The 12,623-nt window shown below is 43.3% G+C and carries 11 protein-coding genes; 8 read left to right on the forward strand and 3 right to left on the reverse strand.

Features of this window, described 5'->3' with window-relative positions:
- The first annotated feature begins 408 nt into the window (after positions 1-408).
- From rppH to R7F64_RS08705, 5 genes are all read left to right on the forward strand, one after another.
- Complete coding sequence (rppH, locus tag R7F64_RS08685; protein WP_005381953.1) at positions 409-930, forward strand: RNA pyrophosphohydrolase; 522 nt, start codon at positions 409-411, stop codon at positions 928-930.
- 2 nt (positions 931-932) lie between these two features.
- Positions 933-3,179: a phosphoenolpyruvate--protein phosphotransferase gene (gene ptsP / locus R7F64_RS08690; protein ID WP_005385966.1), complete on the forward strand. Its 2,247-nt coding sequence runs from the start codon at positions 933-935 to the stop codon at positions 3,177-3,179.
- Between the two features lie 6 nt (positions 3,180-3,185).
- Positions 3,186-3,977: a sulfite exporter TauE/SafE family protein gene (locus tag R7F64_RS08695; protein ID WP_005385965.1), complete on the forward strand. Its 792-nt coding sequence runs from the start codon at positions 3,186-3,188 to the stop codon at positions 3,975-3,977.
- An 87-nt stretch (positions 3,978-4,064) separates the two neighbouring features.
- Entirely contained in the window at positions 4,065-4,886 is an 822-nt protein-coding gene (gene lgt, locus R7F64_RS08700) for a prolipoprotein diacylglyceryl transferase (RefSeq protein WP_005381948.1), read from the forward strand.
- Positions 4,887-4,895: 9 nt separating this feature from the next.
- On the forward strand, positions 4,896-5,747 hold the full coding sequence (locus R7F64_RS08705) for a thymidylate synthase (RefSeq protein WP_017636170.1): 852 nt from the start codon (positions 4,896-4,898) through the stop codon (positions 5,745-5,747).
- 70 nt (positions 5,748-5,817) lie between these two features.
- Here the strand turns inward: R7F64_RS08705 and R7F64_RS08710 are convergent, their stop codons facing one another.
- Positions 5,818-6,960: a flavohemoglobin expression-modulating QEGLA motif protein gene (locus R7F64_RS08710; protein ID WP_062730733.1), complete on the reverse strand. Its 1,143-nt coding sequence runs from the start codon at positions 6,958-6,960 to the stop codon at positions 5,818-5,820.
- Positions 6,961-7,107: 147 nt separating this feature from the next.
- A complete protein-coding gene (locus tag R7F64_RS08715) occupies positions 7,108-8,253 on the reverse strand; it encodes a Na/Pi symporter (RefSeq protein ID WP_025768431.1) in 1,146 nt (381 codons plus the stop codon).
- Positions 8,254-8,639: 386 nt separating this feature from the next.
- Between R7F64_RS08715 and nhaR the strand changes: the two genes are divergently transcribed.
- Together nhaR and R7F64_RS08725 are read left to right on the forward strand one after the other, a co-directional pair.
- A complete protein-coding gene (gene nhaR, locus R7F64_RS08720) occupies positions 8,640-9,530 on the forward strand; it encodes a transcriptional activator NhaR (protein WP_005385959.1) in 891 nt (296 codons plus the stop codon).
- Positions 9,531-9,818: 288 nt separating this feature from the next.
- Complete coding sequence (locus R7F64_RS08725; protein WP_005381940.1) at positions 9,819-10,127, forward strand: ArsR/SmtB family transcription factor; 309 nt, start codon at positions 9,819-9,821, stop codon at positions 10,125-10,127.
- 304 nt (positions 10,128-10,431) lie between these two features.
- Here the strand turns inward: R7F64_RS08725 and rpsT are convergent, their stop codons facing one another.
- Positions 10,432-10,692, reverse strand: coding sequence for a 30S ribosomal protein S20 (gene rpsT / locus R7F64_RS08730; RefSeq protein WP_005381938.1), 261 nt, complete (start codon positions 10,690-10,692; stop codon positions 10,432-10,434).
- 305 nt (positions 10,693-10,997) lie between these two features.
- Between rpsT and murJ the strand changes: the two genes are divergently transcribed.
- Positions 10,998-12,560 carry a murein biosynthesis integral membrane protein MurJ gene (murJ, locus tag R7F64_RS08735; RefSeq protein WP_167415019.1) on the forward strand — a complete coding sequence of 521 codons (1,563 nt, stop codon included), beginning with the start codon at positions 10,998-11,000 and terminating at the stop codon, positions 12,558-12,560.
- Positions 12,561-12,623: the final 63 nt, after the last annotated feature.

Consider the following 12,623-nt stretch of genomic DNA (forward strand, 5'->3'; position numbering starts at 1 on the left):
AGCAGGTGAGTGTGGATAAATAGCCTATTGGTGGATCTTTGACCGATCTGAGTTTGGTGAAAAGATCATCAAGAAACTGAAGATCTAATTATCGTTATCTTTAAAAATAAATACTTTTTTATCAATGTCTTATGTTTGTTTTTTTGTTTCTTCATTTGTTTTGCTTTTGATGGGATTGAACTGAATTACTCATTTGAATTGAATTCTTCACAAAGTTATTCACAGAAAAGGTGAATAAATGTGGGCAATGTCTCACTCTTGTGTTGATAAGGTATGGTTTGATTAAAAGATATCCAAAAATGCTGAAAAGGTAATAAATCTTGCTCATATCACATCAGTAAGTTTGCTAGTAATGGGGATATGTGGAAAAATCACGGTAATAAAAAATTTATTCATAGAGGTTAGCCAGTGATAGATGGCGATGGTTACCGACTTAATGTTGGTATTGTGATATGTAATAACCATGGTCAGGTCTTCTGGGCTAAACGATACGGGCAACACTCATGGCAATTTCCACAAGGTGGGATTGACGAAGGTGAAACCCCTGAACAAGCCATGTTCAGGGAGTTATACGAAGAAGTCGGTTTAACGAAAAAAGACGTTAAGATCATTGCAACAAGTCGTCATTGGTTAAGATATAAGCTACCAAAGCGATTGGTGCGTTGGGACTCCAAGCCTGTTTGTATCGGCCAAAAACAGAAATGGTTTCTGCTGAGATTAGAATGCGATGAGTCTCGCATTAATATGCAACGCGGAAAATCCCCTGAATTTGATGGTTGGCGCTGGGTAAGTTACTGGTATCCAGTTAGGCAAGTTGTTTCTTTCAAGCGAGATGTTTATCGACGAGCGATGAAAGAATTTGCATCCTTAGCCATGCCTTTTCGAGAGAGAAAAGCGAAAGGGAAAAGAAAAAAGCAACGTAGAGGATAATCATGCTCAGTCAGCTAAGGGAAATAGTTGAGAAAGTCTCCAGGGTCGATGATGTGCATCTGGCACTCGATATATTGGTGAAAGAGACTTGTGCTGCCCTTAGTACTGAGTGCTGTACTATCTATCTTGCTAATGAAGAAATGCAGCGCCTTGAGTTAATGGCAACTCAAGGCCTTATTTTTGAAGGTGATAGTATTCATATCAACTTCAATGAAGGCTTGGTTGGGTTGGTAAAACGAAGCGCTGAACCCCTTAACCTTGCCGAAGCCTCAAAACACCCCGAGTTCAAATTCTTTCCTCAACTCGGCGAACAGATTTACCACTCTTTTTTAGCTACTCCAATCATTCATCGTAAACAAGTTTTAGGTGTGTTGGTGATCCAACAAAAAACGCCGCGCTTGTTTAGTGAAATGGAAGAATCGTTTCTTGTTACCTTATCCGCTCAGTTAGCGGTGCTCATTGCACATGCGCAGAATCTTGGGCATTGGCAGTTAGCATCTAAACCCACGGTATTAAAAGGTTTGCCTGCGTCTACTGGTGTCGCGATTGGAGAGTTTTGGTTCGACAATACCCAGCCGAGTTTATCGGATGTTTTCCCTTCGTCCACGTTAGATAAGGAACGCGAGCACGAGACATTACTGGTGGCCATAGAGCGAGCGTTAAATGACTTTCGCCGTATGCGGAAAAAGCTGGACAGTGAAATCAACAAAGATGCGCTGGCGATCTTCGATCTGTTTACTCACTTACTGAATGATCCGATGCTTCGCGGTGATTTGAAGAAGCAGATTGAAAAAGGAGATAGGGCAGACTGGGCGTTACGCCAAGTTGTAGAGTCATACTCGAATCGATTCGCCAGAATGTCGGATGTATACATGCGTGAAAGAGCGCAAGATATCCGAGAGTTAGGGCAAAGGCTGCTCTATTTTCTGCACAACAGCGAGCAAGAAAATTCTGCAATTGATCGTCCCATTATTTTGGTGGCGAATGAACTCACTGCCACCTTGCTCGCTTCTGTACCTAAAGAGTTTTTGTTAGCTGTCGTATCATTAGAGGGAGGCGCAAACTCTCACGCTGCCATTTTATCTCGAGCTCTTGGGGTCCCTGCAGTCATGGGCGCCAACATTAATCCGGATGTGGTGAATGGCAAACTCGGGATAGTCGACGGCTATACGGGTGAGATCTTCTTAGAGCCAAACCGCCAGTTGTTGCGAGAGTATCGCAGCTTAGTAAGCGAAGAGTCTGAATTGTTTGCCATGGTAAACAAGGACCTCGCACTCCCTGCGGTTACGCAAGATAATCACCATATCGAAATTATGCTGAATGCGGGACTCAGTGCAGACAGTAATATTGCCATCAACACAGGTGTTGATGGTGTTGGGTTGTACCGAACTGAGATTGCATTTTTACTTCAGCATCACTTTCCTTCGGAAGATGAGCAGTATCATCAATACCAAGCAATACTTAACAGCTATCCGAATCAACGAGTAGTGATGCGTACTTTGGATATTGGTGGTGACAAACCTTTGCCGTATTTGCCCATCGAAGAAGATAATCCGTTTCTAGGCTGGCGTGGCATTCGTTTTACATTGGATCATCCAGACATTTTCTTGATCCAGCTGCGTGCAATGTTAAGAGCGAGTGCAGAAAGCGGAAACTTAAGTATCTTATTGCCAATGGTGTCAGGGGTAAAAGAGCTAGACGATGCCATTAGCTTGATTAATCAAGCTCACAGCGAAGCCGTTTTGCTTGATGATAGAATTCAATTCCCACAAATTGGGGTCATGATTGAAGTACCATCGATGGTGTATCTGTTGCCAACGATCGCTCACCGTGTTGATTTTGTTTCTGTCGGGACAAACGATTTAACTCAGTATTTATTAGCAGTAGATAGGAACAATTCGCGCGTAGCGGATGTCTATGAATCTATGCATCCTGCGGTACTGTTAGCGCTTAAGCAAATCCATGAGGTGTGTGATAAATATCAGGTGCCCGTGTGTATTTGTGGTGAGCTAGCGGGTGATCCATTTGGCGCTCTTCTCTTACTTGGGTTAGGGTATACCAGTTTGAGTATGAACACCTCCAATGTGGCTAAGGTGAAATATTTGATTCGTCATAGCCAACAAGAAGAATTAGAAAAATTAGCGGAGCAAGCAATGACAAAGTCCTATGGGGAGGACATTCATCAAATGATGCATGACTTTTTCATTCAACAGGGCTTTGCGGGCTTTATCCGTGCAGGTAAAAAGTAGGAAATCGTGACCGTCTCTTTATTTTTGTTATTGTTGGCGCTAGGCGCTTTTGTGGGTGTGATGGCGGGGTTACTCGGTATCGGTGGTGGTTTGATTGTTGTTCCTGCCTTGTTGTATTTGCTTCCTCTTGCTGGGATCTCTCCAGAAATGAGTATGCACATGGCCTTAGCCACTTCGTTAGCGAGTATTATTGTCACGTCTGGCTCATCGGCGATGAATCACCTTAAGCTCGGCAATGTCGATATGTTTGTCGTAAAATGGTTGATGCCTGGTGTGGTCATTGGTGGCTTTGTTGGTGCCAATATTGCTGAGTGGATCCCTACACACTATTTGCCGAAAGTGTTTGGTGTCATTGTTCTTTGCCTGTCAGTACAAATGTTTCGTTCCATTAAAGTTACGAGCAGTAAACCTATGCCGAGCAGCCCTGTGACTGTAGTTTACGGCACGGGAATTGGTGTCGTATCAAGCCTTGCTGGTATTGGTGGTGGCTCACTGTCGGTACCATTTTTAAATAAACATGGGATAGAGATGCGTAAAGCGGTGGGCTCATCCTCCGTTTGTGGTTGCGTGATTGCTATTTCTGGTATGATCGGCTTCATCTTACATGGCTATAAAGTGGAAGGCTTACCTTCATACAGTATTGGCTATGTTTATCTTCCCGCTTTATTAGCGATTGCTATGGCCTCGATGCTCACAACAAAAGTGGGTGCGAAGCTCGCAACTAACCTTCCAACTGCGGTATTAAAAAAGATATTCGCGGTGTTCTTAATGTTTGTTGCAGCGACCATGCTGCTCTAAGTTTGTACCCAAGTCATTCTCGCTGAACCAAGCATCTAGAGGTTACTTGGGTATATTTATTTTGTTGTGATAAGAAGAGAATGATTTATGTCTCAGGGATATATTGAATTTCCCAATATTGATCCGGTTTTAATCTCTATTGGTCCTGTTTCGGTTCGTTGGTACGGTTTGATGTACCTTGTGGGCTTTATGTTTGCTCTATGGTTAGCGAACCGACGTGCGGATAAGCCTGGAAGTGGTTGGACACGAGAGCAGGTTTCTGATTTGTTGTTCGCAGGCTTCCTTGGCGTGGTGATTGGTGGCCGTGTAGGCTACGTGCTTTTCTACAATTTTGAGCTCTTCCTGGCTGACCCTTTGTATCTATTTAAAGTGTGGACCGGTGGTATGTCTTTCCACGGGGGCTTACTGGGTGTGATTACCGCGATGTTCTGGTATGCACACAAAAACGGGCGAACTTTCTTCGGTGTTGCTGACTTTATCGCGCCGCTTGTGCCATTTGGTTTGGGTATGGGGCGTTTAGGTAACTTCATGAACAGCGAGTTGTGGGGCCGAGTAACGGATGTGCCTTGGGCGATCGTTTTCCCAAATGGCGGTCCACTGCCACGTCATCCATCGCAGCTTTATGAAATGGCGCTTGAAGGTATCGTACTTTTCTTCATCTTGAATTGGTTCATCAAGAAACCTCGTCCTCTAGGTTCTGTTTCAGGGCTATTTTTAGCTGGATATGGTACATTCCGCTTCTTAGTTGAGTACGTGCGCGAACCAGACGCTCATTTGGGTTTATTCGGTGGCTTTATTTCCATGGGACAGATTTTATCCCTGCCAATGGTGGTTATCGGTGTCCTCATGATGGTTTGGGCATACAAACGTGGTCATTACAAAGACGAATTACCACAAAAGACGAAGTAAGGTATTGGTGTGAAACAGTATTTAGATTTGTGTCAACGCATCGTTGACCAAGGTGTTTGGGTTGAAAATGAGCGTACAGGCAAGCGCTGCCTGACCGTAATCAACGCGGATTTAACCTACGATGTTGCGAACAATCAATTTCCGTTGGTCACCACACGTAAAAGTTTTTGGAAAGCAGCCGTTGCAGAGCTACTAGGGTACATTCGTGGTTACGATAATGCGGAAGATTTTCGTAAGCTGGGCACGAAAACCTGGGATGCCAATGCCAACCTAAATGATGCCTGGTTGAATAACCCATACCGTAAAGGCGAAGACGACATGGGCCGTGTCTATGGGGTTCAAGGGCGCGCCTGGGCGAAACCTGATGGTGGTCATGTTGACCAGCTACGTAAGATAGTGGATGACTTAACGCGTGGCGTTGATGACCGCGGTGAAATCTTGAACTTCTACAACCCGGGTGAGTTCCACATGGGGTGCTTGCGTCCTTGTATGTACAGTCACCATTTTTCATTGCTGGATGATACGCTTTACCTGAATAGTACTCAGCGTTCGTGTGATGTACCGCTTGGCTTAAACTTCAATATGGTTCAAGTTTACGTGTTCTTGGCGATTATTGCGCAAATTACGGGCAAGAAACCTGGTCAGGCATTTCATAAGATTGTGAATGCTCACATTTATGAAGACCAGCTTGAACTGATGCGCGATGTTCAGTTGAAACGTGAGCCATTAAAAGCGCCGACGTTCCATATCAACCCAGAGATTAAATCTCTAGAAGATTTGGAAACATGGGTCACACTGGATGACTTTTGGGTTGAAGGGTACGAGCATCACGATCCTATTCGTTACCCATTCTCAGTGTAACGAGTATCGTTCTTCAAGATATAGAAAAAGCTCCGAATGGAGCTTTTTTCTTTTTTGTACATAGAAGGTATTATTTTAGTGCACTGACAATATAACGGTGAATTGGGCTGGTCTGCATCGGTGTGGATAGTGCCGGGCTAATAAACTTAGGTTGAGTGAATATTTCTTTACTCACTAATGAACGGATAAGCTCAAAGTACTTCAGCTCAGTTTTCCCGCACAACAATAGTGAAAAGTCATCGCCCAATTTATCATAGGCATTGAGCACCTCTCGGAATCCTCTAAGATACAAGTAATCCTTCGTTAAACCTCCACCTCGATAGACTCGGGCAGTCGTTGTAAATGCTTGAAGATCAGAAGCTTTATACTGTTCTTTTAATAGCATGAACGTATGGCGGAAATCGCGATCCTTGATCATCGACTCTACTGCCAGAACTCGTAAGGCTAAGGTTCTTAGGCGCTTGATACTGAAATGTCCTGACAGATACTCACATAATATAGCCAGCCCTTCTTGAGTGTTGGTATTGGCAGGACAACCTAAGCTCAGGACTTTTAGCGGTTGTTGACGACCGTTAAGCGTAGTCAGGAGATGTACTCCCATTTCATGATGTGCAAGAGCCTCCAGCTCATCAGTGGTGATGTACGCCGCGTGGTTAATTTTGACTCGAGATCCTGAAACTAGTGCGTTTGCTAACATCCCGTCCAACACCTGTATTTCACATTCATACCCATTGCGTTGAGCAAAATTTTGCATGAAACGTGCTATTGCACGGCTATCGTGCTGAGGTTCTTTTTCTTCTTCTGTAGGAAGGTGCAATATGAAATGGGCGTTGGCAATATCTTTGGCGCTCGGTTCCCCATAATAGCGTAAGGAGTTATAAAGAAACTCTTGCGTGCCGATGGTATTCACTTGATCCAGTTTATCTGCATAAGACTGAATTACGTCCGCGTACAGCCTTTGCAATTGGGTGTCTTGAATGTTTTCTAGAGGTAGCTCATATAGACGTCGCTTTGCACTGTGGGTATCTACGTTAGTAATTGAATATTGAAAATTAGGCTCTTGAGAATATTTGTTTTTAATGAAACGTTCTCTTTCTTGAGCATAATTAAGAGGATTCACGCTACTTAGGATATCAATATCAGCAACCAGTTGGGTTAGGTTTTCGTCTATTGCGAGTAGCTGATCAGAAATAGCGTCATTAAGCTGCGTCATGTTGTCGACTCCAAATGAGATAGCTCAGCATAAGCATGCTGATGTGGCTCAAATTATCACCGGACAATCGATTTGAACAGTTTAATTATCATAAAAAAGGCTCCACGATGTGGAGCCTAAACAATAAGCGATGGTATGTCGTTGTTGTTACGTTGTTAGGGCTAGAATTGCACCTGGTAGAATAACGAATACTGACATTAGGTAACCACCAACAACTGCTTTATTCTTAATAGCCATTTCAGAAATCATCTCAGCGCCTTTAACCGGAATCTCACGTAGGAATGGAATTCCAAAGATAAACAGCGTCGCCATGATGTTAAATACTAAGTGGACTAGAGCGATTTGTAGTGCGAATACTGCGAACTCTCCAGATACCGCTGTCGCTGCTAGTAGTGCCGTAATACAAGTACCAATGTTAGCACCCAGAGTGAAAGGGTAGATATCTCGTACTTTCAACACGCCAGTACCAACCAACGGAACCATTAAACTTGTCGTGGTTGAGGAAGATTGTACTAGAACAGTCACGATTGAGCCTGATACGATGCCGTGAATAGGACCACGACCGATGGCGTTTTTCAAAATTTCACGTGCGCGACCAACCATTAGGCTCTTCATCAATTTACCCATCACTGTGATTGCAACGAAGATAGTCGCAATACCCAAAGCAATAAGCATGACGCCGCCAACAGTATCACCGAAGGTAGAAAGTGGCTCTTTAATTGCGCCTACGACTGGCTTTGTAATTGGTTTAATAAAGTTGAAGCCCTTAATGCTCATATCACCAGTAGCAAGCAGTGGAGAAACAAGCCAGTGAGAAACTTTCTCTAAAATGCCGAACATCATTTCCAACGGAAGGAAAATAGCGACAGCAAGCAAGTTGAAGAAGTCGTGAATGGTTGCACTTGCAAAGGCACGTTTGAACTCTTCTTTACAGCGCACGTGGCCAAGAGACACAAGCGTATTGGTCACTGTGGTACCAATGTTAGCACCCATCACCATAGGGATAGCGGTTTCTACAGGTAAGCCACCTGCAACCAAGCCTACAATAATAGACGTTACAGTACTTGAAGACTGAATTAAGGCTGTTGCCACCAAGCCGATCATGAGACCTGCAACTGGGTGTGCGGCAAATTCAAATAGCACCTTAGCTTGATCGCCAGTTGCCCATTTAAAGCCACTACCAACCATAGATACTGCTAGAAGAAGCAGATATAACATGAATGCCAAGTTAGCCCAGCGTAACCAACGAGCTGTGCTCGAAATTGGTGCCACTGTTGAAGTAGCTTGGTTCATCATAATTTTCTCCGTTGACCTTTCAGTTCATTTTTCGGTCTGTAGTTGAATCTGCGGGCGATGTTAGAGAACAAATATTTCAGTAATATTACAGATTTCTTGCTGTGAGAGATTTTTATTGTTCTTTTTGATAATGGCGTAAAAGAGGAAGGAAATTAATTTTTAACTTGTTGATTTTAATGGTTAAATTTTGATTTAGTTTTGTTTGGTTTTTGCGTTTTTTTTGTAGAGAAAATGCGCCTCAGTTCAACTTTTATGACAGTGTTGACTTTATACTTTCGGTAAAACTTATGCTTTTGTAAGGTATTGTATGGTTTTGTCGAGTTTATTGTTTGTCTCTGTCACATTTGGTATAAAAAGTATCACTTTCTTTTCGGGACTCGATCATGTCACATCTAAACTACAACCATCTCTATTATTTCTGGATGGTGTGCAAACAGGGCTCTGTAACTAAGGCGGCTGACGCGCTCTTCCTGACACCGCAAACCGTGACAGGACAGATTAAAGCGCTTGAAGAGCGCATGAAAGGAAAGTTAACCAAGCGCAATGGTCGTACAGTTGAGCCCACTGAGTTAGGTCAGCTTGTGTTTAAGTACGCCGACCGGATGTTCGGTTTGAGTTATGAGATGTTAGATATCGTCAATTACAGCCAGCACTCGAACATTCTATTTGAAGTTGGTGTAGCCGATGCGTTATCTAAACGCTTGGTCAGTAAAGTACTGATGACGACCGTCCCGGAAGATAACAGTATTCATTTACGCTGTTATGAATCAACCCACGAACTGCTACTTGAACGCCTTTCTCAGCACAAGCTAGATATGATCCTTTCGGATTGTCCCGTTGATTCTACTCAAAGTCCTGGCCTTTATAGCAAAAAGTTAGGTGAAAGTAGCATGAGCTTTTTTGCTTCTTCTGAAATTGAAAATGTGCGATTTCCTGAGATCTTGGAACAAAAAAAACTTCTGATTCCCGCGAGCCGAACGGCTATGGGGCGTAAAGTTATTCAATGGTTTGATCGTCAAGGCCTTCAAGCCAATGTGCTGGGGGAGTTTGATGATGTTGCGTTGATGAAAGCTTTTGCTCGGTACCACGACGATGTGATTTTCTTGGCACCGACCGTATACATGTCGGAGATTGAAGACGACCGAAATTTACAGCTAATTGGCCATGTCGATGGGCTAAAAGAAGAGTACTACGTGATTTTTGCGGAACGAATGATCCAACACCCCGCGGTAAAAAATGTTTGTGATGCTGATTTCAGTCAAATGTTTGAGTAAACCCGTATCGTTGCGTAAATAAATAGATTACTATCAATAAAAATATAATTCTAAATAATATCTAAGTAAGCAAGATACTTGTTTTAGTGAGCAAAACTATTAATTATTGATGGCGCACCAATTAAAATCCTTGGTGGATAATATTGGTGTATCACTAACAACTAAATTAGAGGTTCTAATAATGAAGACTCTGGAAGTGTATCTTGATTTTCTTAGATATATAAATCAGTGCAACACAACAAGCTGGCCAGGGTTGGAATAAGTAAGTTGTAGCTAGAGGTCCAACACATGAATCTACAAGAAATGGAGCAGAACTCCGCAAAAGCCGTCGTGTTGCTCAAAGCGATGGCAAACGAGAGACGCCTACAAATCCTTTGTATGCTGCATAACCAAGAGCTGTCCGTGGGAGAGCTGTGTGCAAAGTTAGAGCTAAGCCAGTCGGCATTATCTCAGCATCTTGCTTGGCTTCGCCGTGATGAGTTAGTCACGACAAGGAAAGAAGCACAAACGGTGTACTACACATTAAAGAGTGATGAAGTGAAAGCGTTAATAAAAACACTGCATAGTCTTTATTGTGCTGAGAGTGCTCAACATTAATTAAATAGTCCTAATATACTGCTCATCTTAGAGTGTGAATCTAACTTGTTGGAATATTTGAGAGTGGCGTTAAACTTTTGATGATAGGGTACTACTCATCGACCAATTTGCTTTGTTCTCAAGTGTTTTATTAGTGCTTTCTAGTTTGAGTGTTATATGGGTAATGAATAAGCTGATGTCTTTAAATGGGACATTCAGAAAAAGAAAAGCTGGCATTGCCAGCTTTTTTTATTAAGAAAATTTTGTAGATATAAAAAAACCGACACAAGGTCGGTTTTTTCTTCACTGTAAAATCAGGACTCTATTAAAGAGCTTTGATTTGTGCAGCGAAACGAGACTTATGGCGAGCTGCTTTATTCTTGTGAATAAGGCCTTTAGTTGCCATGCGGTCTAGGATAGGTGTAACTACAGCGAATGCAGCAGTTGCAGCTTCTTTGTCGCCTGCTTCGATAGCAGCAACAGTTTTCTTCATGTAAGTACGCATCATTGAGCGACGGCTAGCATTGTGCTGACGACGTTTCTCAGCTTGGATAGCGCGCTTCTTAGCAGATTTACTATTTGCCAAGGGTCTAACTCCCAAAAACTTAGTTCTGTGACAATTTAAGGGCGAGGAATATCCCTCATTTGCGCTTAAATGTCAAATGATTTGTGCAAAAACCGATCTAAGCCAAAACAAATTTTGGTAAGAGAGGTTATCGCGGTTAAGATGGCGGGGATTCTAACAGCATTTTTATACCAATGCTAATAATTATCCGCGAAAGGCACACTTATTCCTTACAACCCGCGGATAGATTTTTGACGTCTATTTGCAGCACCTGTCAGAGAAACAGTATAGGGTTAGCTGTCTTATGGTGATATTCCGAGGTTACAGTGAGTAAACGACTACTCAAGTCTGGCATGATCGTCAGTGCTATGACATTTATTTCCCGCGTTCTTGGCCTAGTTCGTGATGTTGTAGTGGCAAATTTAATGGGGGCAGGAGCAAGCGCAGACGTCTTTTTCTTCGCCAATAAAATTCCTAATTTTTTACGACGTTTGTTTGCTGAAGGTGCTTTTTCCCAAGCGTTTGTACCTGTTTTAACGGAAAGCCATGCTCAAGGCGACATGGATAAAACTCGGGAGCTCATTGCTCGTGCAGCGGGCACGTTGGGGGTGATAGTCTCAATTGTTACCATCTTAGGTGTTCTAGGTTCCGGAGTGGTGACTGCACTGTTTGGTTTTGGTTGGTTCCTAGACTGGATGCATGGTGGTCCCGCGGCTGAGAAGTTCGAACTTGCTAGCGTGATGCTCAAGATTACCTTTCCTTATTTATGGTTCATCACTTTTGTTGCCCTATCGGGAGCCATTCTTAATACACTAGGTAAGTTTGCGGTTTCTTCGTTTACTCCCGTCTTCCTCAACGTAATGATCATTTTGGCAGCATGGTTTATCTCGCCGCAGATGTCACAGCCAGAGATTGGTCTTGCCATCGGTGTTTTCCTTGGTGGTTTGGTTCAGTTCTTATTTCAAATCCCTTTCCTTATTAAAGCGGGGGTTATGGTTAAGCCAAAATGGGGCTGGCGCGATCCGGGCGTGGTGAAGATCCGAACCTTAATGATTCCTGCTTTGTTCGGTGTGTCGGTAAGCCAAATCAACTTGTTGTTTGATACTTTTATTGCCAGCTTTCTGCAAACCGGTTCGATCAGTTGGTTGTACTATTCAGATCGCTTGTTGGAATTCCCGTTAGGTCTGTTTGGTATTGCGATTGCAACGGTGATTTTACCAGCATTATCACGCAAACATGTTGACGCACAAAATGAAGGATTCGCACAAACCATGGACTGGGGGGTGCGCATGGTGATCTTACTTGGCCTTCCTGCAATGCTTGGTTTGATGGTACTGGCAAAACCTATGTTGATGGTGTTATTCATGCGAGGTGAGTTTTCGCCACAAGACGTACATCAAGCATCATTGTCACTCTTTGCTTACGCTTCAGGCTTGTTGAACTTTATGCTGATTAAAGTGCTCGCTCCGGGTTATTACTCGCGTCAAGACACTAAAACGCCAGTGAAATACGGCATCATTGCGATGGTGACCAACATGGTATTTAATGCAATTTTTGCGTACTTCTATGGCTACGTTGGCTTGGCTATCGCGACGGCACTATCGGCATTTGTGAATATGGCACTGCTGTATCGTGGCCTGCACATCGCAGAGGTATACCAAATCACTAAGCGAACCGTCTTCTTTATTATACGTTTAGCTATTGCTGGCGCGGCGATGGTGGCGGCAATCTTATGGCAACTGGAAGATATGTCAGTATGGCTGGGCTGGAGCTTTGCTCACCGAAGCGCGGTGCTAGGGATGTTGATCGGTTTAGGAGCCGTAGTTTACCTAGTGGCTCTATTTTTAACTGGTGCGCGTTTAAAAGACCTAAAAGCTGGGACAGACTGAGGGTGATTAGTATATAATCCGTCAGTTTCACACAGTGTAAAGTAAAACAGAGGCAGAAAGCAG

Source organism: Vibrio sp. Vb1980, from assembly GCF_033338615.1.
Lineage (GTDB): Bacteria > Pseudomonadota > Gammaproteobacteria > Enterobacterales > Vibrionaceae > Vibrio > Vibrio alginolyticus.

Coding starts and splice junctions, on each gene's coding strand:
- nhaR (WP_005385959.1), top strand. CDS start 8,640: ATGTCACATCTAAACTACAACCATCTCTATTATTTCTGGATGGTGTGC.
- lgt (WP_005381948.1), top strand. CDS start 4,065: ATGTCTCAGGGATATATTGAATTTCCCAATATTGATCCGGTTTTAATC.
- R7F64_RS08715 (WP_025768431.1), bottom strand. CDS start 8,253: ATGAACCAAGCTACTTCAACAGTGGCACCAATTTCGAGCACAGCTCGT.
- ptsP (WP_005385966.1), top strand. CDS start 933: ATGCTCAGTCAGCTAAGGGAAATAGTTGAGAAAGTCTCCAGGGTCGAT.
- R7F64_RS08725 (WP_005381940.1), top strand. CDS start 9,819: ATGAATCTACAAGAAATGGAGCAGAACTCCGCAAAAGCCGTCGTGTTG.
- R7F64_RS08710 (WP_062730733.1), bottom strand. CDS start 6,960: ATGACGCAGCTTAATGACGCTATTTCTGATCAGCTACTCGCAATAGAC.